Annotated in this window: 25 protein-coding genes; 18 read left to right on the forward strand and 7 right to left on the reverse strand. The window is 68.2% G+C overall.

The features are described from left to right. Nucleotides 1-22 precede the first annotated feature (22 nt). The 6 genes from W7U_RS09250 to W7U_RS09275 all read left to right on the forward strand — a co-directional run bounded on the left by W7U_RS09250 (nt 23) and on the right by W7U_RS09275 (nt 5,889). Nucleotides 23-301 carry a 2Fe-2S iron-sulfur cluster binding domain-containing protein gene (locus W7U_RS09250; RefSeq protein ID WP_008257233.1) on the forward strand — a complete coding sequence of 93 codons (279 nt, stop codon included), beginning with the start codon at nt 23-25 and terminating at the stop codon, nt 299-301. Between the two features lie 90 nt (nt 302-391). After that, entirely contained in the window at nt 392-1,576 is a 1,185-nt protein-coding gene (locus W7U_RS09255; protein WP_008257236.1) for an acyl-CoA dehydrogenase family protein, read from the forward strand. A 10-nt stretch (nt 1,577-1,586) separates the two neighbouring features. Further along, on the forward strand, nt 1,587-2,495 hold the full coding sequence (gene bphC, locus W7U_RS09260) for a biphenyl-2,3-diol 1,2-dioxygenase (protein ID WP_008257238.1): 909 nt from the start codon (nt 1,587-1,589) through the stop codon (nt 2,493-2,495). Then, nucleotides 2,459-3,958, forward strand: a complete 1,500-nt coding sequence (locus W7U_RS09265; RefSeq protein ID WP_008257241.1) for an FAD-dependent oxidoreductase — start codon at nt 2,459-2,461, stop codon at nt 3,956-3,958. The genes bphC and W7U_RS09265 overlap by 37 nt, the downstream gene beginning before the upstream one ends. A 165-nt stretch (nt 3,959-4,123) precedes the next feature. Continuing rightward, complete coding sequence (locus W7U_RS09270; RefSeq protein ID WP_008257242.1) at nt 4,124-4,969, forward strand: IclR family transcriptional regulator; 846 nt, start codon at nt 4,124-4,126, stop codon at nt 4,967-4,969. Next, nucleotides 4,966-5,889: an alpha/beta hydrolase gene (locus W7U_RS09275; protein ID WP_008257244.1), complete on the forward strand. Its 924-nt coding sequence runs from the start codon at nt 4,966-4,968 to the stop codon at nt 5,887-5,889. Before W7U_RS09270 ends, W7U_RS09275 begins: the two co-directional genes overlap by 4 nt. Here the strand turns inward: W7U_RS09275 and W7U_RS09280 are convergent. Further along, a complete protein-coding gene (locus W7U_RS09280; RefSeq protein ID WP_008257245.1) occupies nt 5,866-7,104 on the reverse strand; it encodes an NADH:flavin oxidoreductase in 1,239 nt (412 codons plus the stop codon). The genes W7U_RS09275 and W7U_RS09280 overlap by 24 nt on opposite strands. Before the next feature lie 99 nt (nt 7,105-7,203). Here W7U_RS09280 and W7U_RS09285 point away from each other — a divergent pair, with 99 nt between their 5' ends. Further along, nucleotides 7,204-7,551, forward strand: coding sequence for a hypothetical protein (locus W7U_RS09285; RefSeq protein ID WP_036428922.1), 348 nt, complete (start codon nt 7,204-7,206; stop codon nt 7,549-7,551). Then, nucleotides 7,544-8,170 carry a Dabb family protein gene (locus tag W7U_RS09290; protein WP_008257248.1) on the forward strand — a complete coding sequence of 209 codons (627 nt, stop codon included), beginning with the start codon at nt 7,544-7,546 and terminating at the stop codon, nt 8,168-8,170. The genes W7U_RS09285 and W7U_RS09290 overlap by 8 nt, the downstream gene beginning before the upstream one ends. Here the strand turns inward: W7U_RS09290 and W7U_RS09295 are convergent. Then, nucleotides 8,167-9,057, reverse strand: a complete 891-nt coding sequence (locus tag W7U_RS09295) for an SDR family oxidoreductase (RefSeq protein WP_008257250.1) — start codon at nt 9,055-9,057, stop codon at nt 8,167-8,169. The genes W7U_RS09290 and W7U_RS09295 overlap by 4 nt on opposite strands. After that, a complete protein-coding gene (locus W7U_RS09300) occupies nt 9,054-10,991 on the reverse strand; it encodes an NAD(P)/FAD-dependent oxidoreductase (RefSeq protein ID WP_008257251.1) in 1,938 nt (645 codons plus the stop codon). The genes W7U_RS09295 and W7U_RS09300 overlap by 4 nt, the downstream gene beginning before the upstream one ends. A gap of 93 nt (nt 10,992-11,084) precedes the next feature. On the opposite strand from W7U_RS09300, the gene W7U_RS09305 reads away from it, so the two are divergent. From W7U_RS09305 to W7U_RS09345, 9 genes are all read left to right on the forward strand, one after another. Further along, a complete protein-coding gene (locus W7U_RS09305) occupies nt 11,085-12,683 on the forward strand; it encodes an acyl-CoA synthetase (protein WP_081614490.1) in 1,599 nt (532 codons plus the stop codon). A gap of 98 nt (nt 12,684-12,781) precedes the next feature. After that, complete coding sequence (locus tag W7U_RS09310; protein WP_036428924.1) at nt 12,782-13,927, forward strand: acyl-CoA dehydrogenase family protein; 1,146 nt, start codon at nt 12,782-12,784, stop codon at nt 13,925-13,927. Next, nucleotides 13,924-14,949 (forward strand): acyl-CoA dehydrogenase family protein, encoded by a 1,026-nt coding sequence (locus W7U_RS09315; protein ID WP_014711769.1) that lies wholly within the window; start codon nt 13,924-13,926, stop codon nt 14,947-14,949. The genes W7U_RS09310 and W7U_RS09315 overlap by 4 nt, the downstream gene beginning before the upstream one ends. Before the next feature lie 70 nt (nt 14,950-15,019). After that, nucleotides 15,020-15,499 (forward strand): nuclear transport factor 2 family protein, encoded by a 480-nt coding sequence (locus tag W7U_RS09320; RefSeq protein ID WP_008257259.1) that lies wholly within the window; start codon nt 15,020-15,022, stop codon nt 15,497-15,499. Nucleotides 15,500-15,501: 2 nt separating this feature from the next. Beyond that, the gene (locus W7U_RS09325) at nt 15,502-16,368 is read left to right on the forward strand and encodes an SDR family NAD(P)-dependent oxidoreductase (RefSeq protein ID WP_008257262.1); all 867 of its coding nucleotides are present in this window, start codon (nt 15,502-15,504) and stop codon (nt 16,366-16,368) included. Nucleotides 16,369-16,380: 12 nt separating this feature from the next. Beyond that, nucleotides 16,381-17,364, forward strand: coding sequence for an alpha/beta hydrolase (locus tag W7U_RS09330; protein WP_008257264.1), 984 nt, complete (start codon nt 16,381-16,383; stop codon nt 17,362-17,364). Nucleotides 17,365-17,410: 46 nt separating this feature from the next. Next, entirely contained in the window at nt 17,411-18,487 is a 1,077-nt protein-coding gene (locus W7U_RS09335) for a hypothetical protein (protein ID WP_008257266.1), read from the forward strand. Between the two features lie 17 nt (nt 18,488-18,504). Next, a complete protein-coding gene (locus W7U_RS09340) occupies nt 18,505-19,287 on the forward strand; it encodes an SDR family oxidoreductase (protein WP_008257268.1) in 783 nt (260 codons plus the stop codon). 16 nt (nt 19,288-19,303) lie between these two features. Next, nucleotides 19,304-19,732 carry a nuclear transport factor 2 family protein gene (locus tag W7U_RS09345; RefSeq protein ID WP_008257271.1) on the forward strand — a complete coding sequence of 143 codons (429 nt, stop codon included), beginning with the start codon at nt 19,304-19,306 and terminating at the stop codon, nt 19,730-19,732. Between the two features lie 6 nt (nt 19,733-19,738). Here W7U_RS09345 and W7U_RS09350 read toward each other — a convergent pair whose 3' ends face one another. From W7U_RS09350 to W7U_RS09360, 3 genes are read right to left on the reverse strand one after another with little or no spacing between them, the layout of a single operon-like run. Then, nucleotides 19,739-20,551, reverse strand: coding sequence for an SDR family NAD(P)-dependent oxidoreductase (locus W7U_RS09350; protein ID WP_008257272.1), 813 nt, complete (start codon nt 20,549-20,551; stop codon nt 19,739-19,741). Then, nucleotides 20,551-20,838 (reverse strand): hypothetical protein, encoded by a 288-nt coding sequence (locus W7U_RS09355; RefSeq protein WP_008257273.1) that lies wholly within the window; start codon nt 20,836-20,838, stop codon nt 20,551-20,553. The genes W7U_RS09350 and W7U_RS09355 overlap by 1 nt, the downstream gene beginning before the upstream one ends. Then, the gene (locus W7U_RS09360) at nt 20,838-21,977 is read right to left on the reverse strand and encodes a Rieske 2Fe-2S domain-containing protein (protein WP_008257275.1); all 1,140 of its coding nucleotides are present in this window, start codon (nt 21,975-21,977) and stop codon (nt 20,838-20,840) included. The genes W7U_RS09355 and W7U_RS09360 overlap by 1 nt, the downstream gene beginning before the upstream one ends. Before the next feature lie 101 nt (nt 21,978-22,078). Here W7U_RS09360 and W7U_RS09365 point away from each other — a divergent pair, with 101 nt between their 5' ends. Next, nucleotides 22,079-23,821, forward strand: a complete 1,743-nt coding sequence (locus W7U_RS09365; RefSeq protein WP_081614491.1) for a 3-ketosteroid-delta-1-dehydrogenase — start codon at nt 22,079-22,081, stop codon at nt 23,819-23,821. Between the two features lie 72 nt (nt 23,822-23,893). Here the strand turns inward: W7U_RS09365 and W7U_RS09370 are convergent, their stop codons facing one another. Further along, nucleotides 23,894-25,279 (reverse strand): HNH endonuclease signature motif containing protein, encoded by a 1,386-nt coding sequence (locus W7U_RS09370; protein ID WP_036428927.1) that lies wholly within the window; start codon nt 25,277-25,279, stop codon nt 23,894-23,896. Between the last annotated feature and the right edge of the window lie 89 nt (nt 25,280-25,368).

The raw sequence follows: 25,368 nt of genomic DNA on the forward strand, positions 1-25,368 counted from the left end.
CTGGATCGCTCACGATCGGCGGATGCCGCAAGTCGCGCGCGTCGACGTCGAGCTGGACGGTCGACGCCATCATTTGTGCTGGCCCCACGGGCAGACGCTGGTCGAGACATTGCTCGAGGCGGGCATCGCCGTGCCCCACTCGTGCCGGGAGGGCCGCTGCGGCTCGTGCGTGGCGACCGTGGTCGCGGGCGAGGTCGACATGGTTCCGTGCGACGTGTTGGACGCCGACGATCTCGAGGAGGGCCTGATTCTGGCCTGCCAGGCGCGGCCCGCGGGCACCGATGTTCATGTCGAATTTTGACCGCGTTGTGTCCGCTCATCGGGATTTACTTTGGGACGGGTCGGGACTGCGGTAGACCATTACTAAGCACCCACACGTAAGGACAACGATATGAGCGACCGGGTACTGGACCGGGTAGTGGCCATGGCCGATCAGCTGCGCGAACAGGCCGCGGAGGCCGAGCAACTCGGCCGGCTCACCGACGACACCGTCAAGCTGATGAAGGGCGCCGGGCTGATCCGGCTGCTGCAGACCAACCAGTATCAGGGCTTCGAGGTCCACCCCCGCGAGTTCGCCGAGACGACGATGGCCACCGCGGCGCTCGATCCCGCGGCGGGCTGGATCGTCGGCGTGGTGGGCGTGCACCCCTACCAGCTCGCCTACGCCGACCCGAAGGTGGCCGCCGAGATCTGGGCCGACGACGTCGACACCTGGATGGCGTCGCCCTACGCGCCGCAGGGCGTGGCCAAACCGGTCGACGGCGGCTACCTGTTCAACGGGCGCTGGCAGTTCAGTTCGGGCACCGACCATTGCGACTGGATCATCCTGGGCGCCATGCTCGGCGACGAGAAGGGCATCCCGTTGATGCCGCCGCAAATGCTGCACATGATCCTGCCGCGCAAGGACTACGAGATCGTCGAGGACTCGTGGAATGTGGTGGGGCTGCGCGGAACCGGCTCCAAGGACGTCATCGTCAAAGACGCGTTCGTCCCGACCTACCGGACCATGGACGCGGCGAAGGTGATGGACGGCACCGCCCAGCGCGAGGCCGGCATGACCGAGCCGCTGTACCTGATGCCGTGGTCGACGATGTTCCCGCTCGGCATTTCGGCGGCCACCATCGGCATCGCCGAGGGGGCGCTGGCCGCGCACCTCGATTACCAGCGCGGCCGGGTGGGCGCCACCGGGACCGCGATCAAGGACGACCCCTACGTGATGCACGCGATCGGCGAGGCTGCCGCCGACATCAACGCCGCCCGCCAGGAGCTGCTGGCCAACGCCGACCGCATCTACGACATGGTCGCCGCGGGCAAGGAGGTGTCGTTCGCCGACCGCGCGGCCGGGCGCCGCACGCAGGTTCGCGCGGTGTGGCGCGCGGTCTCCGCCGTCGACGAGATCTTCGCCCGCTCCGGCGGCAACGCGGCCCGGATGGACAAACCGCTGCAACGGTATTGGCGTGACGTGCACGTCGGCCAGATGCACGCCATCCATGTGCCGGGCACCACGTACCACGCGGCGGCGCTGAGTTCGATCGGCATCGACCCGCCCGAAGGCCCGCTGCGGGCCTTGATCTGAGGGGTTTTCAATGTCTGACCTGAAAAGCCTTGGCTACATCACGGTTTCGACCTCAGACATCGAGCGTTGGCGCCATTTCGCGTTCGGTGTGCTGGGATTCGCCGAAGGGAAAGGACCCGACGAGTCCGCGCTGTACTTGCGGATGGACGAACGCGCGGCCCGGATCATCGTCGTCCCCGGCGAGGTTGACCGGGTGATCACGGTCGGCTGGGAAGTGCGTGACCACCAGGCGCTGCAACGGGTCAAGGCCGCCCTGGACGGCGCCGGTGTCGGTTTCAAGGAATTGTCCGTCCAGGAGGCCGACGCCCGCCGCGTCGAAGAGGTGATCACCTTCGAGGATCCGGCCGGCACCACGCTGGAGGTGTTCCACAGCGCGGTGCTCGACCACAGCCCGGTGATCACCCCGTTCGGCGCGAAGTTCGTGACGGGCGACCAGGGTCTGGGCCACGTCGTCGTGCCGGCGACCGATTTCAACGGCGTCGTCGACTTCTACACCGAGGTGCTCGGTTTCCGGTCTCGTGGCGCGTTCCGGGTGCCGCTGCCCGCCGAGTTCGGACCGATCCGGGTGCGGTTCCTCGGCATCAACGCGCGCCATCACAGCCTGGCGATCTGCCCCGCCGCCCAGCAGCGCGACCCCGGGCTGGTGCACGTCATGGTGGAGGTGGACACCCTCGACGCCGTCGGCCAGGCGCTCGACCGCGTCAACGCCGATGGCTTCACCGTCGCGTCCACGCTGGGCCGGCACACCAACGACAAGATGGTGTCCTTCTACGTCCGCGCGCCCGGCGACTGGGACATCGAATTCGGCACCGACGGGATGCGGGTCGACGAAACGTATTACACCGCAGAGGAAATCACCGCCGACAGCTATTGGGGCCACGAGTGGATTCCGGAACCACCCGCGGCCATGCGCATGTGATCGCCGAATCTGACGTGACGCCGGTGGCGGCGTCGTCGATCACGTCGTGGGACGCCGAGGCCGACGTCGTCATCGCCGGCTATGGGATCGCGGGCGCCGCGGCGGCGGTGGAAGCCGCCCGGTCCGGCGCCGACGTCCTGGTGCTCGAGCGCACCGGATCCTGGGGCGGCGCGGCATCGATGGCGGGCGGATTCATCTACCTCGGGGGCGGCACGCCGCTGCAAAAGGCTTGCGGCTTCAGCGATTCGGTCGACAACATGGCGGCGTTCCTCAACGTCGCGATGGGCCCCGGCGCCGACGAGGCCAGGATCGCCGACTATTGCGCCGGCAGCGTCGCCCACTTCGACTGGCTGGTGGGCTGCGGCGTCCCGTTCAAGGCGGAGTTCTTCTCCGAGCCGGGCTGGGAGCCCATGGGCGACCAGGGGTTGATGTACAGCGGCGGCGAAAACTCCTATCCGTTCAACACGATCGCCTCCCCCGCCCCGCGCGGGCACGTCCCGCAGATGCAGAACAAGAAGCAGGGCGAAGCGAGTGCGGGCTACATGCTGATGAAGCCCCTCGTCGAAACGGCCACCGCCGCCGGGGCGCGGGCCCTCTACGACGTGCGGGTGCAGCGGCTGATCACCGAATCCGACGGCCGGGTGGTGGGCATCTGCGCCCGCCAGTACGGCAACGACATGACGATCCGGGCGCGCCGCGGGGTCGTGCTGGCCACCGGCAGTTTCGCCTACAACGACGCGATGGTGGCGCGCTACGCGCCGCGCATCGCGGGGCGGCCGGCCGCGTCGATCGAGCAGCACGACGGGCAGGCGATCCGGATGGCGCAGGCGCTGGGCGCCGACCTGGCGCACATGGACGCCACCGAGGTCGCGATCTTCGTCGACCCCCAGCAGCTGGTGCGCGGCATCCTGGTCAACGCGCGCGGTCAGCGCTACGTCGCCGAGGACACCTATCCGGGGCGGATCGGCCAGCTCACGCTGTACCAGCAGGACAACGTCGCGTACCTGATCATCGACGGCGACGCGCAGGAGGCGGCGGAGGCCTCGTGGTCGCCGAAGCTGATGCTGCGCCCGGCGACCTGGGTGGCCGACACCGTCGCGGACCTGGAGCGCGACATGGGCCTGCCGCCCGGTTCGCTGCAGGCCACCGTGGCCGCCTACAACGAGGGCGCCGCGCGCGGCGAGGATCCGCTGCTGCACAAGAAGTCCGAGTGGATCAAGCCGATCGGATCGCCGGTCGGCGCGATTGACCTGCGGGAAAGCACCGGCGGCTTCACCCTGGGCGGGCTGGCGACCACGCTGGACGCCGAGGTGCTGCACGTCAGCGGCGCGCCCATACCCGGGCTATTCGCCGCCGGCCGGTGCACCGCCGGCCTGGCCGCGTGGGGCTACGCCAGCGGCGTCTCGCTCGGTGACGGCAGCTTCTACGGCCGCCGCGCCGGGCGCTCGGCCGCCAAGGCCTGAATTACTCCCGCGAGCAGACACAAAAGCACCCGCACGCCCGGCGTGTCGGGGGCTTTTGCGTCTGTTCGGCGAGATTCGCGACACGTGCCCTGAGCGTTGTGACAGCGGCCACAGCGATGTGGTAAGAATATATTCCTAATAGGAATATGCCAGCCAGGAGGACATATGGCCGCGCCTGTCGAAACCCCCACCGCGGTGATCGACCGCATCTCGCTGGTCCTCGATGCGTTCGACGGGCCGGGGCGGCTGACGCTGGCGCAGATTGTGCGGCGCACCGGCTTGCCGCGCTCGTCGGCGCACCGGATGCTCGAGCGATTGGTTCAGCTCCGGTGGCTGCGCCGCAGCGGCCGTGACTACGAGCTCGGCATGCGGCTCGTTGAGCTCGGCTCGCTGGCCGTGCACCAGGATCGTCTGGTCCGCGCGGCAACCCCGCTGTTGGCGGAATTGCACCGGGCCACCGGGCTCGTCGTTCACCTGGCGGTGCTGGACGGCTCCGACGTCGTCTACCTCGACAAGGTCGGCGACCGCATGATCGGCGCAATCCCCACCCGGGTCGGAGGCCGTCAACCGGCCCACTGCACCGCCGTCGGCAAGGCGATCTTGGCCTATCGCGACGAGCAGACCGACATCGATCTGGGGACTCGCCTGACTCGATACTCGATTTCCCGCCCTTCGCAACTGGCAGCGGAACTGGCCAAGGTCAGGGCGCACGGCGTCGCCTTCGAACGCGAGGAATCCCTGCTCGGGTTCGGTTGTGTCGCAGCCCCTATCGGCGGACCCGGTGAGGCCCAGGACGTCATGGCCGCCGTGTCGGTGTGCGGTCCGTTGAATCGCGTGACGCTCGACCAGCGGCTCGCCGCTCCGGTGCGAATGACCGCGATGGGCATCTGGCGCAACGTGGAGGGCGGCCCGCAGCGGGTCGCTCCGACGCTGCAACCACTGCGGCCGTTGCTGCCCATGCGGCCGCAGCATCCGGTGCCCACGCAGCGACCCGCCCTGCAATACGCGTGAGTCTCGACCCCCAGATCGCTGCGATCATCGAGCAATTGGATAGTGGGTTTCCACCCGTTCACGAGATGAGCGGCGCCGAGGCCCGAGCGCTCATCCGGTCCAGGATGGTGCCCGCGGCGCAACCCGAACCCGTCGCCGAGGTCGCCGATCGCCTCATCGAGGGTCAGGGCGGCCCGATCCCCGTCCGGGTCTACCGGCCCGAAGCGGACGGACCACTCCCCCTCGTCGTGTATGCCCACGGCGGCGGGTTCGTGTTCTGCGACCTGGACAGTCACGACGGCCTGTGCCGCAATCTCGCCAACCTTGTTCCGGCCGTTGTTGTTTCGGTCGACTATCGGTTGGCGCCGGAGAACTCCTGGCCGGCGGCCGCCGAAGACGTGTACACCGCGACGTGCTGGGCCCACGACAATGCCGCCTCGCTCGGGGCCGACCCCGGACGCCTGGTCGTGGGCGGCGACAGCGCCGGCGGCAATCTGGCCGCGGTGACCGCGATCATGTCTCGCGACCGCGGCGGCCCGGCTCCGGCAGCGCAGCTGCTGCTGTACCCGGTGATCGCGGCCGATTTCGACGCGGAGTCCTACCGGCTGTTCGGCCGGGGCTACTACAACCCCGAGCCGGCGCTGCGGTGGTACTGGGACTGTTATGTGCCATCGTGCGCCGACCGTGCGCACCCTTATGCCACGCCGCTGAACGCCGACCTGCGTGGGCTGCCGCCCGCCGTGGTGGTGATTGCCGGCCACGATCCGCTGCGCGACGAGGGATTGGCCTTCGCCGCCGCGCTCGAAACGGCCGGCGTGCCCACGGTGGGATTGCGTTACGAGGGCGGGATCCATGGGTTTATGACGATGCCGATGCTCGACATCGCGCACCGGGCGCGCACCGAGGCGACCACCGCCCTAACCGATCTGTTGCGCCGGTAGTTCGTTGGCGGGCAACGCCTCCGCCGCACCGTAGCGTTGCCGCGGATCGAGCACGCAATGGGTCCGCCCGAACACGGTGACCATGCACTTGTTGTTGTGAGTGCACCGGCTGCGTGCGGCCGGATCGGCGATCATGGCGGAGACCAGGCCGGGTTCGCGGAGCAGCGCCCGCCCCATCGCCACGAAATCGAAGCCTTCGCGCATCCCGGTCTCGACGTGCTCGCGATTGGTGATGCCGCCCAGCAGGATCAGCTTGGTGTTGCGCATGACCGGGACGAACTGGCGGGCATTCTCCAGCATGTAGAGGTCGCGGTAGGGGTAATCGCCCATCGCCCATTTTCCGATGAAGCGGATCCCGGTGCGCATCGGCTGCGGCATGACCCGGGCGAATTCCTTGACCGGGACGTCGCCGCGAAACAGGTACATGGGCTTGAACACCGAAGAGCCCTGGGTCAATTCGATCGCGTCCAGCACGGCGTCGGCATCGAGCAGCGCCGCGGTGCGCAGCGCTTCGTCGACCCAGATGCTGCCGGGGACGCCGTCGTCCATGTCAAGCTTGGCCGTCACGGCGATGCGGTCCCCGATCTCGTCGCGCACCCGCCGGGCGATCTGGCGGCAGAACCGTGACCGGTTGTCGATGTCGCCGCCGTACTCATCCTTGCGCCGGTTGATCAACGGACTCAAAAACGAGCTCGGCAGGTACAGATGGCCGAAATGCAGTTCCACGGCGTCGAAACCCGCGTCGGCCGCCACCCGGGCGGCGGCGCCGAACTGGTCGATCACCCGCGCGATTTCCGCGCGGGTGATCTCGCGGCAATAACCCATCGACGCGGGGTTGATGAACCTGCTCGGCGCCATGGGCATGACGCCGGTCAGCTTCTTCTGCGCCACCACACCGGCATGACCCAGCTGGGCCGAGATCGCGGCCCCGTCGTGGTGGACCGCGTCGGTCAGCTTCCGCAGACCCGGGAGGGCCGCCGCGCTCATCACGATCTGCTCGGGTGCGCTGGCACCCTCGGGGGCCACACAGCAATACGCCACGGTCGTCATGCCGACGCCGCCGCGCGCGAAGGCGCGGTGGAAGTCGATCAGATCATCGGTAACCAGGCCCCGCGGCGATCGGCCTTCGGACGTCGCAGCCTTGATCACCCTGTTGCGCAGCGTCACCGGCCCGAGGACGGCAGGGGCGAAGGGGTCGGGCTGCGCGGCGTTCATCCGGCCACCCTTACCTCGCACCCGGAGACGGTCAACGGGAGGTTCCCGGTGGTCGGGAGCCCGCCACGCCGCCGCGCGCCGATGCCCTACGGTCGGCTGATGGCCGACGGTGAAGTCTTCGTGATCGACCGCGTGGTGACCCGGCCCGGATGTGCGCGGCAATTCATCGACACCTACCTGGACGAATACGCGCCCGGCGCGCGCGAACGCGGCATGACGTTGCGCGACATCCTGGTGAGCCCACCCATCTGGCTCGCCGACGACGCCAACGTCATCACCGCGACCTGGACGCTGCCCAGCGCGCGGGCGTGGTGGGAGATGACCTGGAAAGGCCGACCGGATCCGACGCTGGGCGAATGGTGGTCGCGAATCGGCGAATTGGTGTCGGAGCGGTCCCGGTCCTTCGCCGCGACCGCCGACGACGTCGACGGGCTCTGCGATGTATAGCGTCACCCGGCTGATCGATGTCACCGAGCCCGACCGCGACCGGATTCTTGACGAGTTGCGCGGGGCTATCGGTGCCGCGGCGCCACTGCGCTCGGTCGTGCAACCGACGCTGCCCGGATCGCGCAATGGGGGCGACGTCCTGGTGCATCTGAGGTTCGCCACCCAGGACCAATGTGACCGCGCGACAAATGATCTCGCCGCCATACTCGCTGACCCCTCGGTCGGCCGGGTCAACGGCGCCCGCTACGCGGGCACGCCCGTTCGCTGCGGCGAGAAGCCCGGCACGGTCTACCGGACGCTGCTGCTGCGCGTGCAGCCGGACACACCCGAAGCCACCATCGCCCGGTTCGAGCGCGAGCTTTCGTCGATGCCGCGGTATCTACCGACGATCCGTGCCTGGCAGCTCAGCCGGGTGACCGCGGCGGTCGGAACCTCCTCGTGGACACACGTATTCGAGCAGGAGTTCGCCGATGTCGAGGCGCTGATGGGGCCCTACCTGATGCACCCGATCCACTGGGCGGTGGTGGACCGCTGGTTCGACCCGGAGACCACCGACGTGATCATCCGTGATCGCGTCTGCCACAGCTTTTGCGCCATCGCCGACCCGGTTCTGATCTAGACACCCGCGGGCAGAATATTCGGGTTGGCGGTCGCCGGCGGCTCTAACGGGGGCAGCACTTCGGTGCCGTCGAGGCTGTGCACCGGCAGTTGCTGCGACCACGGGTAATGCAGGCTGAACGCGACCAGCCCCGTGCGCTCCGCGGCGGGCAGATGACACATGGCCAGCACGGTCTCGGCCAAATACTCCACCGGTTCAGTCGGGAAGGAATCCGGAATCAGTTGCGCGGCACCGGGTGTGCGGACCGCCGTCGACGGGCCTACGCAATTCACGGCGATGTTGGCGTCGAGCAGCTCGGCGGCCACGCCCTGCGTGAACCGGTGCAGAGCGGCTTTCAGGGACGCGTAGATCACGTCGCCGGAGGTCTTGTTGTATTCCCGGTACGGCCGGACCGGGGCCAGGCCCGTGACGGAGCCGATGTTGACGATCCAGCCGGACCCCTGGTGACGCATGTGCGGCACAGCCGCTTTCGTCAGCACGAACGGAACGCGAAGGTAGTGTTCCACGGTACGGTCGAACGTTTCCACACTCATGTCCTCGACCAACGCGTAGTCGGCGAAACCGGCATTGTTGACCAGGATGTCGATGCGGCCCGTGCGGGCGAGGACGGCCTCGACCAACCCGTCGCGCTGCGCGGCGTCCTCCAGCTCGCACGCGACGCCGAACGCCGAGCCGCCGGCGGCCTCGATCGCCTTCACCGTCTCACCGATGGTGCCGGGCAGGGCGGTGGTCGTTCCGGCCCGCGTCGACACCGAAGACGTGTGCGATCGCGCGGTCACCGCCACGGTGGCGCCCTCGGCCGCCAGTCGCTGCGCGATGGCACGGCCGATGCCGCGGCTGCTACCGGTGACCAAAGCCGTTTTGCCGGACAGCAGACCGTCGCTCATCGAAGCTCGAGGTCCTCTTCGACCGGCGCGCGGTGATCGCGCCAGAAGTCGACGAGGCGGTACGGGAAGGCGATCACAATGCGGCCCCCCGAGCGGTAGTAGGTGTGGGCCGACGGTGTGTGCCGCCACACGGTGCCGGCCATGGTCGCATCGATGCGGTCGACGTATTCTTCGTACGCGCGCTGCGTCACCTCCAGGGAGGAGGCGTCGCGCAGCGCCATCAGCTGCAGGCATTCCATCACGTAGTGCACCATCACCTCGACACCGAAGTTGTGCCCGGCGCCGTGTCCCGGACTGTAGTTGGGGGCCGAGGAAATGAACAGGTTCGGGAATCCCGGCACCATCCCGCCACGATAGGCCCGGGGCGCGTCGCCCCACTCGTCGGTCAGCTTTTTGCCGTCACGGCCCCGAATATCCACCGTGGAAAGGAAATCCAGGTAGTAGCCGGTCGCGTAGACGATGACGTCGAGGTCGATTTGCCTGCCGTCGGCAGTCACGATTCCCGCCTCGTTGACCCGCGCCGGCTCACTGGCCTCGACGTCGACGTGCTCGCGGGCCAGCGCCGCGTAGTAGCCGCCGGGATCGCGGATGATCCGCTTGCCGTAGGGGGCGAAGTCGGGGGTGACCTTGCGGGCGAGCTCGCTGCCCGCACCGAATACGCGGTCGATGTAATCGAGGCACATCTGCAGCAACACGTCGTTGGCCGGCGAGATCGACAGATGCTCGGCCGCCCACTCCTCGTCGTGCAGGATCACCGGATAGTTGTTGTCCGATGTCCCCCAATACGATTTGAGCCGAATCCAGTTGGCGTAGTACGGCAGTCGAGTGCCCAGCCACCGCCGGTAGGCGGGAACATCGTCGGATGCTCGCCGTCGCGGCGCGACCCAGTGCGGCTGGCGTTGGAATACCGTCATGTGTGCGACCTGGTCGACACAGGCGTCGACGATCTGGACCGCGGTGCAGCCGGCGCCGATGATCGCGACCCTCTTTCCCGTGAGATCCAGCTCGGGGTCCCATTGGGCGGAGTGGATGGAGATTCCCGAGAACGTTTCGCGGCCAGGCAGCTCCGGCCACCGCGGCCGGTTGAGATACCCGGCGGCCGGGACCACCACATTCGCGTAACTGACGTCGCGGGTTCCATCCGGGCCGACCGAATGGATCTGCCACTGCTGGCGCCGCTCCTCCCACCACAACGCTTCGACCGTCGTACCGAACCGGGTGCGCGTGCGGAGGTCGTTCTTGTTGGCCACCGACACCAGGTAGGCCTGATATTCGGCACCCTGCGGGTAGTAGCTCGACCAGTCGCCGTTGATGTCGCGCGACAGCGAGTAGTACGCCGAGGGCGTGTCTACCCCGATTCCGGGATAGGTGGTGGTGTACCAGGTGCCGCCGACCTCGTCGTTGCGCTCGATGATCTGATAATCGATACCGGCGTCCGCGCACGCGAGAGCGGCGGTGATGCCGGCGATGCCCGCGCCGATGATGACAACCCGGAAGCCCGCGGGAAGCTTTGCGGTGCGTGGCAGCACCGGTTGTGACGGCTGAAAACCGCCCTGCTCGAGGAGCAGCCCGAGGTACTCGGGGGCGATCTCTCCCCCGAGAGCGATGGGGGCGATGCGGGCGAAGAGGTCGAGGTCGTCCGCGGGGAGCGCGTCCGCGCGGCGCGGCTCCCGCAGTGCCGTGACGATCTCGTCGATGAGCGCGGCGGCCGTCTCCGGGTCGGTGACGCCGGCCTGCTCGGGCGGGTCGGGCACATGGGTGATTTTCGGTGCGAATCGTTCGGCGACGGTGGGATCCCCGGTCAGCTGCGCCAGTACGGCGACGAGGACCCCGGGATCCGCCTGACGCAGGTTGGCCCGCAGTTCGTCGACGTCGTCGGGACCCGGGCCCGCCCACCCGGCGCTTTCGGTCGTGAAAGGGACACCAGTGCTCATGCCGATGAGTATCGGCGTGGTCCACTGCGCTTGGCGGACCCCTGCCTACTCAGCGGGACACGGACGGCCCGCCCGCGGGCGTCGGCGCTTACCGTGACCGGCATGCAGTCCGATGACCTCGACGCCATGATCGAACGGGCACGTAGCCATGGACTCGGCGACATCCCCCGGCGTTCGGCCCGCCGGCACCCACACAAGGTCGCGATCATCGACGGTGACGTCGTACTGACATTTGCCGAATTCGACCACCTGGTGGACCGGACCGCGGCAGCCTTGCACGACAGCGGGTTTGGGCCCGGCAGCCGATTAGGGCTCTTGTCACGCAACTGCTGGCAGTACGCCGTGCTGGCATTCGCGACGGCGCGTGCGGGAGTGGTCCTGGTCCCGATCAACTTCATGCTGACCGCCGAGGAGATCGCCTACATCCTCGGCCACAGTCAGGTCGGTGGCCTGGTCGTCGAAGCGGATCTGACACCGACCGCCGAGGAGGCGATTCGGCTCGGTGGGGCGGTCAGGGCCAAGGTCGCCCTGGTGCCGAAGGGACACCAGGGCGTGCCCGGTTGGGCGGATTTCAGCCGGTGGCTGGCCACCGAGACAGCGGCCCCGAACCCGCACATCGACGACGACCAACCCGTGCGGCTGATGTACACCAGCGGAACCGAATCCCGGCCCAAGGCCGCCATTCACACCAGCCGCAGCCTGATGTGGCAGTACGTCAGCACGATCGTCGCGGGCGAGATGTCGCACGACGACGTCGAGATCCACTCGCTGCCGCTGTACCACTGCGCGCAGCTGGACAACTTTTTGGCCACCGACGTCTACCTCGGCGCCACCAGCATCATCCTGCCGCGGCCCGAGCCCGACGCGGTGTTGCGCACCATCGAGCGCTACCGCGTCACCAACTATTTCGCTCCGCCGACGGTGTGGATCTCGCTGCTGCGCTCACCGGTGTTCGACGAGGTCGACCTGTCCAGCCTGCGCAAGGGCTATTACGGGGCCTCGGCCATGCCGGCGGAAATCCTGCGCGAGATCCGCGAGCGGCTGCCCAACCTACGACTGTGGAACTTCTACGGCCAGACCGAGATGGCGCCGCTGGCCTGCGCCCTGGGACCCGACGAGCAGGACGCGCACGCCGGCTCGGCCGGCCGGCCGGTGCTCAACGTGGACACCGCCATCCTCGGCGACGACGACAACCCGGTCGCCGCCGGCGTGGTCGGCGAGATCGCCCACCGCAGCCCACATTTGACTCCCGGCTACCTCAACGACCCGGGACGCACCGCGGCGGCATTCAAGGGCGGCTGGTTCCACTCCGGCGACCTCGGCTACTTCGACGAACACGGACTGCTGCACGTCGTCGACCGCAAGAAGGACATGATCAAGACCGGTGGCGAAAACGTGGCCAGCCGGGAGGTCGAGGAAATCCTCTACCGGCACCACGGTGTTCAAGAAGTCGCCGTGTTCGGCCTGCCCCACCCGGTGTGGGTGGAGGCGGTGGTGGCCGCCATCGTCCCCCGCGACGGCGCCGTTCTCACCGAGGAAGACCTGTTCTCTCACTGCCGGACGCACCTGGCCGGGTTCAAGACGCCCAAACGGGTCTTCTTCGTGGACGCGCTGCCGAAGAACCCCAGCGGAAAAGTGCTCAAACGCGTGCTGCGCGACCGCTTCAGCCTCGAGCAGCTCGCCCTCAGTTGATCGCGAATCGCCCTCTGCCCGAACAGTGTTCGGCACCGCGAACGCGGCCGCGCCGGTGCCGTCGAGTCGCTGCCGGCCGAGTCACTACAGTTGCCCACATGAGCTCACCTCCGCCCCGTTTGGTGCCGCCCGCCACGGTCGACGCCGCGGCGACCGAGGAGTTGCGCAACGAGGTCCGCGATTTCCTCGCCGACGAACTGGCCGCGGGCGCGTTCACCCCGTCGGTCGACGCCTGGCTGACGGGCTGGGACGAAACTTTCACCGCCGCCCTCGCGGCCCGCGGGTGGCTGGGCATGACCGTGCCGACCGAATACGGCGGGCACGGGCGCTCATTCCTGGAACGGTTCGTCGTCACCGAGGAACTCCTGGCCGCCGGCGCACCCGTGGCCGCGCACTGGATCGCCGATCGCCAGATCGTGCCCTCGCTACTCAAATACGGTACAGAGCACCAGAAGTCGGAGTTCCTGCCCCGGATCGTGCGCGGCGAATGCTTTTTCGGCATCGGGATGAGCGAGCCGGACTCCGGTTCCGATCTGGCCAGCGTGCACACCCGCGCCGCCCGCGTCGACGGCGGCTGGTCGCTCACCGGCACCAAAGTGTGGACGTCGGGCGCCCACCTCGCGCACGCGTTCATCGCGCTCGCACGCACCGCACCGGTGGACCCGGCGAACCGGCACGCCGGGCTGAGCCAGTTCATCGTCGACCTGCGGGGCCCCGGCGTCGAGATCCGGCCGATCGTGTCGATGAACGGCGCCCACCATTTCAACGAGGTGATCCTGGAATCGGCCTTCGTCCCCGACACCATGGTCTTCGGTGAGATCGGCAACGGCTGGCAACAGGTGACCTCCGAGCTCGCCTTCGAACGCAGCGGGCCCGAGCGGTTCCTGTCGACGTTCGTGTTGTTGGAGTCCTGCGCCGACCGCATGGCGTCAAACGCCATCCCGCGCGACCCCGATCTGGGGCGCCTGGTGGCGCGCATCGCCGGCCTACATCAGATGTCCACCGCGGTGGCGGGCGCACTGGAACGGCACGAACCCGCGGACCTGCCCGCCGCGGTCGTCAAGCTGCTGGGCACCACCACCGAAGGCGACATCGCGGAATTCGCCGATCTGCAGGAGGCCCCCGACTCGGCCTTCTCGGACCTGGTGCGCGCGGCCGTCGATCAGCGGCCCGGCTTCACACTGCGCGGCGGCACCAACGAGGTGTTGCGCGGTGTGCTCGCGCGCGGGTTGGGCATCCGATGAGCGCCGGGCCCCCCGTTGACGGCGCCCTCGTCGAGATGATGGACGCGGTGTTCTCCGATTACCGCGACAAGCACCCGCCCGCGGCGACGGTCGAGCGCGACCCCGCCCTGTGGCGGCACCTCGACGAGCTCGGTCTGGTGCGCTTGACGGGTCCGGAAGAGCGCGGCGGCAGCGGGGCAAGCTGGTATGAAGCGGCCGAACTCCTGGCCGGAGCGGCTCGTCACGGGGTCCGAATCCCGTTGGCCGAACACGATTTATTGGCGTGCTGGCTCCTGGAAACGAGCGAAATGCCCTCGGACGACGCGGTTCGGACCGTGTGCGTGCTCGACAAACAGGGAACCGCAACGGCGGTGCCCTGGGCCACTTCCGCCGACCGGATCGTGGTCGTGTGGCGCGCCGAGGGCGGACACCGGATCGCCGACGTCGCCGCCGAGCAGCTCACGATCACCCCGGGCGCCAACCTGATCGGCGAGCCACGCGACACGGTGACCGTCGAGCCGGCGGGCGTGCAGGGCGTCCCGGTCACCGCGGCTCTGCTCACCCAGCTGCGACTGAAAGCCGCACTGGTGCGATCCATCCAAGTCAGCGCCGCCCTGGATCGGATCCTGCGGTTGTGCGTCGACCACGCGGCCGCGCGGGTCCAGTTCGGTCGCCCCCTGGCCAAGTTCCAGGCCGTACAGAACCTGATCGCCGATATCGCCGCCGAGGCCGCGCTCGCCCGCGCGGCGACCGAGGCCGCGCTGCACGCCGGGGTCATCGGTCAATGGTCGGCGCCTGATCTGGAATTCCTTGTGGCCGTAGCGCGTTCGTGCTCCGGGCACGCCGCCTCAGTGGTGGTGCGCAACGCCCACCAGGTGCACGGTGCCATCGGCACGACCCGCGAGCACCGGTTGCACGAGTTCACCCGCGCGGCGCTCGCGTGGCGCTCGGAGTTCGGCTCGGTGCGGTATTGGGACGAGCGGGTCACCGACGCGGCGATGCACGCGAGCGCTGGAGCCCTGTGGGAGCTGATCACCGGCTGAATTCCAGGCCGTGTTCCACTGACCGGGCATCGTCGGTGTCGCCCGGGCCACCGCGGGGTTGACTGGCGCCATGAGCGACGACATCACGCTGCCGGAACTGCAGGAGTTCATCGGCTCCTTCTGGTACCACTACGACGAGGCCCATTACGACGAGCTGGCCGCCAGCTACGCCGAGGACGTGCGCTACCTGACCCGAAGCGATTCGGGCGCAAGCCCTTTCGAAGAGTTGATGTCACCGGACCTCCACAGCCGCGACGCGGTGATGGAATGGCTGTCCGAGCATCGCAAGCAAAGTCCGTACCCGTTGCGCCACCACGCCACCAACGTGCACCGCACCGGTGTAGACGGGGACGTCACCCGCGCCCGCTTCTACATCTTCGTCAACCAGATCGCCAACTTCGTACCGTTCGCGGTGTCCAGCGGGGTGGTCAACGTCGGCGTCCGGCGCGGCACCAACGGGCTGGAATTCACCGAGATGGACGTGATCCTCGATGCCACCAACTCGGTTCTGCTCTCGGAACTGCACGCCGAAAGTGGCGCCGGCGCATAGTCATGGACGCTCGGGAAGCCTTCGGGGGCGGAGTCGCGGTCATCACCGGCGCCGGGTCCGGTATCGGCGCCGGGCTGGCCCGGCATGCCAGCCGGTTGGGCATGACGGTCGTGCTGGCCGACGTGAACGGGGGCGCCGTGGCGGCGCTGCGCGACAAGCTGTCGGCGGCCGGCGGCGTGGCACACGATGTCGTCTGCGACGTGCGAGACCCCGATGACGTGCAGGACCTCGCCGACCGTGCCTACCGCGACGTCGGGCCGGTGCGCCTGCTGCTGAACAACGCCGGCATCGAACAGTTCGGGTACCTGTGGGACACACCGGTGGCCAACTGGCAACGCATCATGGACATCAACGTCAGCGGCGTTTTCTACGGCGTGCGGGCTTTTCTGCCGAAAATGATGGCCACCGATGCGCAGGCATGGGTGTGGAACATCGCATCGGTGGGCGCGGTGGTGGCGATGCCGTTGCAGGCGCCCTACATCGTGAGCAAGCACGCGGTGCTGTCGCTGACCGAATGTCTGCACCTCGAAGTGCAGGCCACCGGGCACGACGATCACATTCACGTCCAGGCCGTGCTGCCCGGGCCGGTGCGCTCCAACATCTTCGAGACTGCGGGCGGTGTTGACGCGTCCGGCGACGCCGCCGCCGCCGAAACCCACCGCTCGACCATGCTCGGCATCAAGGCGGCGTCCATGGATCCGCTGGAAGCCGCCGAGATGATCTTCCGGCAGTGCGCCGAGGGGCACTTCTACCTGCACACCCATCCCGAGAGCGTCGGCGCGGCGATGACCGAGCGGGCCAATGTGCTTGCCGCGCAACAGCCCCCACGACTGCGAACCGAGACCCGGTTCGAATCCGCACCGCACTGAGGTGACGCCGACATGACCTCGCACGCACTGGACCCCGACGCGGCCGCCCGGATCGCCTCATTCGGTGAGGTCGCACCGATGCGGCAACGGGGCTTGGCGGCGGTGCGCGCGGGACTCGAATCCGCACCGCTGCCGCCGGACATGCCCGAGATGGCCAGCATCACCGAAGCGCTCGTTCCCGGTGCCGCCGGCGACGTGCCGGTCCGGATTTATTGTCCGATAACGGCTTCCGACGGCCCGGTGTTGGTCTATTTTCACGGCGGCGGACTGGTGATGGGCTCCAACCGCTCGTTCGAGCCGCTGGCGCGTGAGCTCGCCGCGGCATCGGCGGCCGCCGTCGTGGCCGTGGACTATCGGCTGGCGCCGGAGTCACCGCCGCCCGCGCAGTTCGACGACGCCTATGCCACCACTGAATGGGTGTATCGAAACGCCGCCGAGCTCGGCGTCGACGCCGAGCGCCTCGCGGTCATCGGCGACAGTGCCGGTGGCTCGCTCGCGGCGGCGGTCGCGCTGGCCGCGCGCGACCGCCGCGGACCGGCTATCTGCGCCCAGGTGTTGCTTTATCCGGGCTTGGACCGCGACATGTCCGTTCCCTCCATCGCGACGATGCCCGACGCACCGCTGCTCGCCCGCGACGACATCGAGTACATGCACGCGCTGGCCGACGGCGACGCCGGGGCGCCCACGGACCCCTATCTGGTCCCGGCGTACGCGACCGACCTGTCGGGCCTACCGCCGGCGATCGTGGTCACCGGGGGTTGCGACCCGATCCGCGACTGGGGTGAGCGCTACGCGGCCCGGCTGCGCGACGCCGACGTGCAGACCACGGTCACCCGCTATCCCGGGATGTACCACGGCTTTCTGATGCGCTCCGACGCCACCGCGCGGGGCCGGCTGGCCCTCGCGGAGGTCGGGGCGCTGCTGCGGGCCAAGTTCGCCCATCCGCTTCGGTTTGACGTCCCGATCACCGGACAGCCGTCGACCGCATCGCGGTGATGCTGCGCACAATCAACCAACCTTGAACCGACAAAGGAGACCGCTGATGCTCACCGACGAGCGCCGGATGGAGCTTTCCGACGTGTTGCGGCCGGCCGCGCCGCCCCGCGAGATCGACAACGTCTACACCGACGACCAGCGCGAGCGCCTTCTCGACGTGGTGCGCACGGAAGGGCCGTGGAAGCTGATCATCGCGCAGCACTTCGCGTCCGCCGACGAGTTGATGGCGACGATGAGCGGCATGTTCCCCGAGGGGTTCAGTCCGTCGCTGGATCTGTTTTTGACCCCGACGTTCCGCGGCTACCTCGCCAACTACGGCGCCGTGCTCTACCCGCAACTACACGACTGTTTCTATAACGAGCGCTTCCTGCAGATGGCCAAGGAATACTGGAACGCCGAATACGCCAAGCCCCAGTTGATGCTGTTCAACATCAACGGACCCTGCGCCAATCGCGACCCCGGCCACTTGGATTCGCCGAGCTTCCGCGGTGTGCGGCACGAAAACGCCCCGACCTGGTTGACCAGCGTCATGGGCAAATCCGGCCTGTTCCGCGACTATCTGATCAAGATGGCGCAGGTCATCACCTGGTTCTCACTGGATGCCGGCAGCGGCTTCACCTACTGGCCGCACGGCCCGCTCAAGGCGCCCCAACGCATCCTGCCCCCGATCAACAACCGCGGCGTGGTGGTGCAAAACGAGATGATGGTGCACCGCGGTGAGGCGAATGGCCCACTGGATCAACAGATTCCGCCTGGACTGGCGTTCGACACCGTGTTCGCCGGCGACCCGACGAGCCGCGAGCATTGGCTGCTGAAAAACGGCGAGGACGTGATAGCCCGCCACCACACCGACGAGCTACGGTTTCTGGTGCACTGGTCGGCCGAAGTGTTCTCCGACTTCGACGAGCTGAAAAAGAACATGGACGGCTCCGACGACCTGACCGTCGGCAAGGCCATCGACATCATGGTCGACGACCTCAAGGGCAAGGGCATCGACCTCGACATCCCGGCCGAACCGCTGCACGACCCGGCGTTCATCAGCGCGCTCAACGCCGCCTATGACCTGGGCGGCCCGGCCACCTATCCGGAGGAAGCCCCGATCAGCGCCTTCCAACTGACGTGACCGAAAGGCCTTGCAACATGGATCGTTTCGCCGATCGGCGGGTTATCGTCACCGGTGCCGGCTCCGGCATCGGACAGGCCACCGCGGCCCGGCTGCTCGACGAGGGGGCCACCGTCGTGGCCTACGACGTCTCGGCGGACGGGTTGGCGCGCACGGCGACCGCCGCCGACGAGGCCGGCACCGCCAAGCGACTGACCACCGCGGTGCTCGATATCTCCGTCGAGGACGAGGTCATTGCCGCCGTCGATGCCGCGGTGGCCGACCTGGGCGGCCTCGAGGTGCTCGTCAATGTCGCTGCCGTGCAGACCTGTTCGCACACTCACGAGACCACGCTCGCCGATTGGAACCGGACGCTGGCGGTCAATCTGACCGGCACCTTCCTGATGACGCGCCAGGCGCTGCCGGCGCTGCTCGAATCCGGCCGCGGTGTCGTCGTCAACTTCACCTCGACCGCCGCGTCGTTCGCCCACCCCTACATGGCCGCGTATGCCGCCAGCAAGGGCGGCATCTTGAGTTTCACCCATTCGCTGGCGCTGGAGTACTCCAAGCAGGGGCTGCGCGCGGTGAACATCCAGCCCGGCGGGATCTCAACGGCGCTGGCCAACAGCACGCTCGAGAAGATGCCCGACGGCTATGACCTGGGTCTGTGGGCCAAGCAAACTCCGCTGCTGCACGGTGCGGACAGCGAAATCCTCGGCGACGCAAGCGCGGTCGCCGCGGTGATCGCCATGGTCGCTTCCGACGACGGCGCGTTCGTCACCGGAACGGAGATTCGCGTCGACGGCGGCGCGCACGCCTGACATGGTTACTGATCGATTGCAGGAGCTGTGCGACGAGCGTGACGTGCAACGCGCGCTGAACCTGTTCGCCCGCGCCATGGACGAGCGTGATTGGGCGGCGATGGCCGAGATCCTCGACGAGGACGCGGAGGGTGATCTGGGGACGGGGCGGCGGCAGGGAAGGACGGCGATCATCGACGTGATTCGCGAGTTCCTCGACAAATGCGGTCCCACCCAACACTTCTTGGGCAACGTCATCATCGACGTCACCGGAGATACCGCAGTGAGCCGCGCCTACATCCGCGATGTCCACCTGAAGGCAACGGCCGACCCGTCGACCCGGTTCTACACCATCGGCGACTATCACGACACGTGGCGGCGCCGCCCCGACGGATCCTGGTGCTTGACAGAGCGGGTCAAGGCCAACCGCGCGTACGTCGGAGCACTCGATGTCTTCGGTGCGTGACGATCGCTAGCGCACCACCACGGTGCTCGGCATCCGGGGCGAGCCGAGCATGTCCCGGTGCGACGGTGGGCGGCGGCCGCCCTCGTCGGTGATGCCGTAGCCCTGCGCGAGTTCCGCCCCGATCAGCGCCTGCCCGCTCAGCTCCGCCAGTCGCGGATCACCGAACAGCGCATCGAGCACATACCCGGTGAACTCCGGGGTTTCGGCATGCTCGGCCATCGCGGCGAGCCCGGCCGGATCCGAATTGAATGCGGCGCGCATCTTCTCGGTCAGCAGGATGCCCATCCAGATCGACACAGTGGCAACCCCGGTGCCCTGGAAATCCACCGCCATGTCCGCGACCATCTTGTCGACGCCGGCCTTCTGCGCACCGTACGCGGGACCGTGCATGTAGCACACCGACCCCGGCGAGGACGTGAACGCGATCAGGCCGCGGCCGGCGGCGACCAGCAGCGGCGCGGCGCACCATGACGCGACGTAGGACGATCGCAATCCCACATCGAGCACATCGGCCAGCTCGAGTGGCTTCTCCCAGAAGGGCTTTGGGCTGACCAGCGCGTCGGAGATGGCCGCGGCGTTGTTGACCAGGAGGTCGAGGCGGCCGCACTCGTCTTGCACGCGGTCGAACAAGCCCTTGACGGCGTCGTCGTCCCCGTGATCGACACGGACGGCCACGACGCCGGGTGGGGCGTCGCTGATGGTGCGGCTCGTCCCATACACCCGCCAGTCGCGGGCGGCGAGCGCGGCCGCGATACCGCGTCCGGCGCCGCGGCTGGCTCCTGTCACGACGGCGACGCGTGATGCACCATTCACGGTCATCAGATTACGGGGTCGACGACCGCCAATTCTCCTGTGGCCACGGCGGCCTGGATCGAGTCCCGCAGCGCGGCACACACCAGGAACGGCCCGCGATGATGACCGGCGAGGCGCTCGGCCTCACGGCGCTCGATGCAGCGCTTCGCGGCATCGGCGTTCCACTGCACACTCGTCTGGTTCCAGCTGCTCTTGCGGGCCAGCACCCGCGCACCGCACTCGCGGCACGTGACCGGGGCCATGGGCGTGTCGACCAGTCGATTGTCGGTCCTGGCGGACCAGTCGAGTGCCATCACACCGAGCCGGCCGCGGCGGACCGCGCCGCCAGGTTCGCCTCGACCTCTTTCATCCACGCCTCGTAGGGCCGGGTCGTGTCGAGTTCGAACTCGAAGCGATCCACCATGTCCGGTTGCACGTCGGCGACGTCGACGTAAAACTGCTGATACCAGCGGCGCAGCTGATACACCGGCCCGTCCTCCTCGACCAGGAGCGGGTTGTCGATGCGCGCCTTATGCCGCCAGATCTCGACGTCCTGCTCGAAACCGAGCTTGACGTAGTCGCCGAGGGTGACCGCGGTTTCCATCGCCTGGTCGTCGGGCATCACCTCCGACTTTTTCACGATGATGCCGTATTGCAGCACAAAGGAATTCGCGTCGATCGGATAGTGGCAATTGATGAGGATCGTGTTGGCGTCGCCATGCTCGTAGTGATACGTCAGGTCGTCGATCATGAACGAGGGACCGTAGTAGGACGCCACCGACGTCGTCCCCAGCATCTGCGATCCGGTGCCACCCATGTCCGGCCGGCTGCCGCCGTTCATGTACTGCGTGGCGACGTGCCCCTCGAAGATGTTCTTGAAGTACGTGGGCAACGAGCCGTGAATATAGAAGAAGTGCGCCATATCCACGACGTTGTCGATGATTTCGCGGCAGTTGCTTCCCACGACCGTGGTGTACCAATGCCAGTCGGTCCACTGGTCGCTGGTGGCGCCCTCGATGCGCGGGATCGTCACGTCCGGTGGCGGCGGTTTGCGCTCGGGGTCGTTCCAGACGAACAGCATGCCGTCCTGCTGCAGCGTCGTCCAGGCTTGTGTGCGGGCCAGTTTGGGGGTGCGGCGGCTGTAGGGCACCTGCTTGCAGCGGCCGTCGCCGCCCCAGCGCCAGTCGTGGAACGGGCAGGCGATCTCGTCGCCCTTCACCTCGCCCTGGGACAGGTCGCCGCCCATGTGCCGGCAATAGCTGTCGAGCACGTTGATGTTGCCGTCACCGCTGCGGAACACGACGAGCTTCTGTCCGAAGGCGTTGATCGCGTGAGGTTTGCCGTCGGCGAAGTCCCGGATCAGTCCCAGGCAGTGCCAGCCGCGGGCGAACCGCGTCGGCGCCGCCTGCGCTTCTATCAACCGAATTTCGTCGGCCTCAGTCTGCGACGTCATGGGCGCGATTCAACTCCCCCGGGCCGGCGTGTGGGCCGGGTTGTTCCACTCATCAGGACGGCTCTTCCGGTATCGCGCCTGCGCGGCCTACCGTTTCGAACGTGACGACGCGCAGCACGACGATCCCTGCCGGGCTTCCCGTGGCCGACACCGCCGTGGATCTGCTCGTCGTCGGCTCCGGCACCGGCATGGCGGCGGCGTTGGCCGCCCACGAATCCGGGTTGTCGGCGTTGATCGTGGAGAAATCGTCGTACGTGGGCGGCTCGACCGCCCGGTCCGGCGGCGCGCTGTGGCTGCCGGCCAGCCCGGTGCTGGCCGAGGCCGGCGCCGGCGACAGCGCCGAAAGCGCCGGCGCCTACCTGGACTCGGTGGTCGCCGGGTCGGCGCCCGCGCAGCGGTCGGCCGGGTTCCTGGCGCACGTGTCAGCGACGGTGGACATGCTGCGCCGCATGACGCCGCTGCGGCTGTTCTGGGCCCGCGATTATTCCGACTACCACCCCGAGGCGCCCGGTGGCAGCGCGGCCGGGCGCACCTGCGAATGCCGTCCGTTCGACACCTCGCTGCTCGGCGCGTACCGCACCCGGCTGGAGCCCGGCCTGATGGAGGTCAGTGTTCCGATGCCGACGACGGGCGCCGACTACCGCTGGATGAATCTGGTCGCCCGGATGCCGCGCAAGGGCATTCCCACGTACGGCAAGCGATTGGCGCAGGGCGTGGCGGGCCGCATGGTGGGCCGGCGCTACGCGGCGGGCGGTCAGGGCCTGGCGGCCGGGCTGTTCACCGGTGTGCTGCGCGCCGGGATCCCCGTGTGGACCGACACCGCGCTCGTGCGGCTCGTCCGCGACGGCGAGCGCGTGACGGGCGCCGTCGTCGATCACGGCGGCCGCGAGGTGACGATTACCGCCCGGCGCGGCGTCGTGCTGGCGACCGGCGGTTTCGACCACAGCATGGACATGCGGTGGAAATTCCAATCGGAGTCGTTGGGCGCCGATCTCAGCCTCGGTGCCGCGGCCAACACCGGCGACGGCATCCGGGCGGGCCAGGAACTCGGCGCCGGCATCGACCTGATGGATCAGGCGTGGTGGTTCCCCGCCATCGCGCCGTTGCCCGGCAAGGCGCCCGCGGTGATGCTGGCCGAGCGGTCGCTTCCGGGCTGCCTCATCGTGGACCAGCACGGGCGCCGGTTCGCCAACGAAGCGACCGACTACATGTCGTTCGGGCAGCGGGTGCTCGAGCTGGAGCGATCCGGCAGCCCGGTCGAGGCGATGTGGATCATCTTCGACCAGCAATACCGCAACAGTTATGTCTTTGGCGCCGAACTGTTCCCGCGCATGCGCGTCCCGCAGGCCTGGTATGACGCCGGCATTGCGGCCCGCGCCGATAATCTCACCGATCTGGGCGCGCGGATCGGTGTACCGGTGTCGGCGTTCTTCGAGACGATGACGCGGTTCAACCACAACGCCGCCGCAGGCGAGGATCCCGACTTCGGCCGCGGCCGCAGCGCGTACGACCGTTATTACGGCGACCCGACGGTCAAGCCGAACCCGAATCTGCGTCCGTTGGTCAACGGCCCCTTCTACGCCGTGAAGGTGGTGCTGTCCGATCTGGGCACCTGCGGTGGGCTCAGGACCGACGAGCGGGCGCGGGTGCTGCGTGAGGACGGCGGGGTGATCGCCGGGTTGTACGCGATCGGCAACACCGCCGCGAACGCGTTCGGCACGACGTATCCGGGTGCGGGCGCGACGATTGCGCAGGGTCTGGTGTACGGCTACATCGCGGCCCAGGACGCGGCGATCGCGAGCGCGGCGCAGCCGGGCGAGGCGGGTCGGCGCCATCGGATCTAGCGGCGATCGCGAGCGCGGCGCAGCCGGGCGAAGCGGGTCGGCGCCATCGGACCTAGCGGCGATCGCGAAGTGTTATGCCGCCCCCGGATTGTCGGCTTCTTCATCCTCGTCGCCGTCGCGGAGCAGTTTTTCGGGGCGGTGGTAGGTGTTGGTGCGGGGTTGTCCACGGTCGAAGTGTGGTGGTGGTATCCATTCGGTGTCGCCCTTGGCGTCCTTGCGGGTCAGCCAGCCGCCGGGTTGGAGCATGCGGTGGTGTGGGCCGCAGGCGAAGGTGAGGTCGTTGATGTCGGTGGTGTGGCAGGTGGCGTAGTCGGTGACGTGATGCACCTCGCAGTAGTAGCCCGAGACGGTGCAGCCCGGGGCGGTGCAGCCGCGGTCCTTGGCGTACAACACGATTCGTTGCCCTGGGGAGGCCAGCCGCTTGGTGTGATACAACGCCAGCGCTTTGCCCTTATCGAAGATGGCCAGGTAGTGATGCGCGTGGCGGGCCAGGCGGATCACCTCACTCATGGGCAGGATGGTGCCCCCGCCGGTCAGGGCGCGCCCGGCGGCGGCCTCCAACTCTTGCAGTGTGGTGGTGACGATGATGGAGGCCGGTAGCCCGTTGTGCTGACCCAACTCCCCGGAAGCCAACAGCCCGCGCAGCGCGGCCAGCAGGGCGTCGTGGGTGCGTTGGGCGGCCGAGCGCGAGTCCGCGTCGATGGCGGCTTGGCTGGGCGCACCGTCCACACACGACGTCTCGTCGAGTGGGTTGCACATGCCCGGCGCGCCGAGTTTGGCTTCCACGGCTTCGAGGGTGGCGCGCAGCTCGGGGGTGATCAGTCCCGTCAGCGCTGACATGCCATCGGCTTGTTGGTTGCCCAGGGTGACCCCGCGTTTGCGGGCGCGGTCGTCGTCGGTGAAGGTGCCATCGGGGTTGAGCGCGTTGGTCATCGTGCGGGCCAACTCGCGCAGGTGCTCAGGAGGAAATTGGGTGCCCAGTTCGGCCAGGCGGGCCTCGGCCTGCTCGCGAGTGGCACCATCGACCCATCCGGGCAGTTGGTGGTAGAAGCTGCGGATCACCGCCACCTGACCGGCCCCCAGCCTGCCGTCGCGTTGGGCGGCCGCGGTCGCGGCCAGCACAGGGGGGATCGGTTCACCGGTCAGCCCGTGGCGCGGTCCCAGGTCATGGGCTTCTTTGATGCGCCGGGAGGCTTCGGCGTGGCGGATCAGCAGGCGGTCAGACAATGCCCGGGGCAGCGCGGCACCGAGTTCTTGGGTAGGGGCCTGGCGGAACAGCGAATTGATCACCGGATGCTCGATCACCGGCAGCCGCCGGCGCAACCGTTCGCAGCGCTCCAACACCGCCAGCTGCTGCTGAATGCTCAACGCCTCCAACGACAACGCGCAGGCACGGTCCAAATCGGCATCGAGCGCGGCGAACACCGCGTCGACCTCAGCCTGACTACTTGGACTCACACCGCCAAACTATCGGGCACCACCGACAAGAATCCCCGCTTTGAGACCCCTGAAACCACAGTGACACAAGGGATTTCAATATACGTTTC

Source organism: Mycobacterium sp. H4Y (assembly GCF_000364405.1).
GTDB classification, from domain to species: domain Bacteria; phylum Actinomycetota; class Actinomycetes; order Mycobacteriales; family Mycobacteriaceae; genus Mycobacterium; species Mycobacterium intracellulare.

Excerpts from the sequence above, each read along its gene's own strand:
- W7U_RS09250 (WP_008257233.1), top strand. The coding sequence starts at position 23 with ATGCCGCAAGTCGCGCGCGTCGACGTCGAGCTGGACGGTCGACGCCAT.
- W7U_RS09255 (WP_008257236.1), top strand. The coding sequence starts at position 392 with ATGAGCGACCGGGTACTGGACCGGGTAGTGGCCATGGCCGATCAGCTG.
- bphC (WP_008257238.1), top strand. The coding sequence starts at position 1,587 with ATGTCTGACCTGAAAAGCCTTGGCTACATCACGGTTTCGACCTCAGAC.
- W7U_RS09270 (WP_008257242.1), top strand. The coding sequence starts at position 4,124 with ATGGCCGCGCCTGTCGAAACCCCCACCGCGGTGATCGACCGCATCTCG.
- W7U_RS09280 (WP_008257245.1), bottom strand. The coding sequence starts at position 7,104 with ATGAACGCCGCGCAGCCCGACCCCTTCGCCCCTGCCGTCCTCGGGCCG.
- W7U_RS09285 (WP_036428922.1), top strand. The coding sequence starts at position 7,204 with ATGGCCGACGGTGAAGTCTTCGTGATCGACCGCGTGGTGACCCGGCCC.
- W7U_RS09290 (WP_008257248.1), top strand. The coding sequence starts at position 7,544 with ATGTATAGCGTCACCCGGCTGATCGATGTCACCGAGCCCGACCGCGAC.
- W7U_RS09295 (WP_008257250.1), bottom strand. The coding sequence starts at position 9,057 with ATGAGCGACGGTCTGCTGTCCGGCAAAACGGCTTTGGTCACCGGTAGC.
- W7U_RS09300 (WP_008257251.1), bottom strand. The coding sequence starts at position 10,991 with ATGAGCACTGGTGTCCCTTTCACGACCGAAAGCGCCGGGTGGGCGGGC.
- W7U_RS09310 (WP_036428924.1), top strand. The coding sequence starts at position 12,782 with ATGAGCTCACCTCCGCCCCGTTTGGTGCCGCCCGCCACGGTCGACGCC.
- W7U_RS09315 (WP_014711769.1), top strand. The coding sequence starts at position 13,924 with ATGAGCGCCGGGCCCCCCGTTGACGGCGCCCTCGTCGAGATGATGGAC.
- W7U_RS09320 (WP_008257259.1), top strand. The coding sequence starts at position 15,020 with ATGAGCGACGACATCACGCTGCCGGAACTGCAGGAGTTCATCGGCTCC.
- W7U_RS09325 (WP_008257262.1), top strand. The coding sequence starts at position 15,502 with ATGGACGCTCGGGAAGCCTTCGGGGGCGGAGTCGCGGTCATCACCGGC.
- W7U_RS09330 (WP_008257264.1), top strand. The coding sequence starts at position 16,381 with ATGACCTCGCACGCACTGGACCCCGACGCGGCCGCCCGGATCGCCTCA.
- W7U_RS09335 (WP_008257266.1), top strand. The coding sequence starts at position 17,411 with ATGCTCACCGACGAGCGCCGGATGGAGCTTTCCGACGTGTTGCGGCCG.
- W7U_RS09340 (WP_008257268.1), top strand. The coding sequence starts at position 18,505 with ATGGATCGTTTCGCCGATCGGCGGGTTATCGTCACCGGTGCCGGCTCC.
- W7U_RS09350 (WP_008257272.1), bottom strand. The coding sequence starts at position 20,551 with ATGACCGTGAATGGTGCATCACGCGTCGCCGTCGTGACAGGAGCCAGC.
- W7U_RS09355 (WP_008257273.1), bottom strand. The coding sequence starts at position 20,838 with ATGGCACTCGACTGGTCCGCCAGGACCGACAATCGACTGGTCGACACG.
- W7U_RS09360 (WP_008257275.1), bottom strand. The coding sequence starts at position 21,977 with ATGACGTCGCAGACTGAGGCCGACGAAATTCGGTTGATAGAAGCGCAG.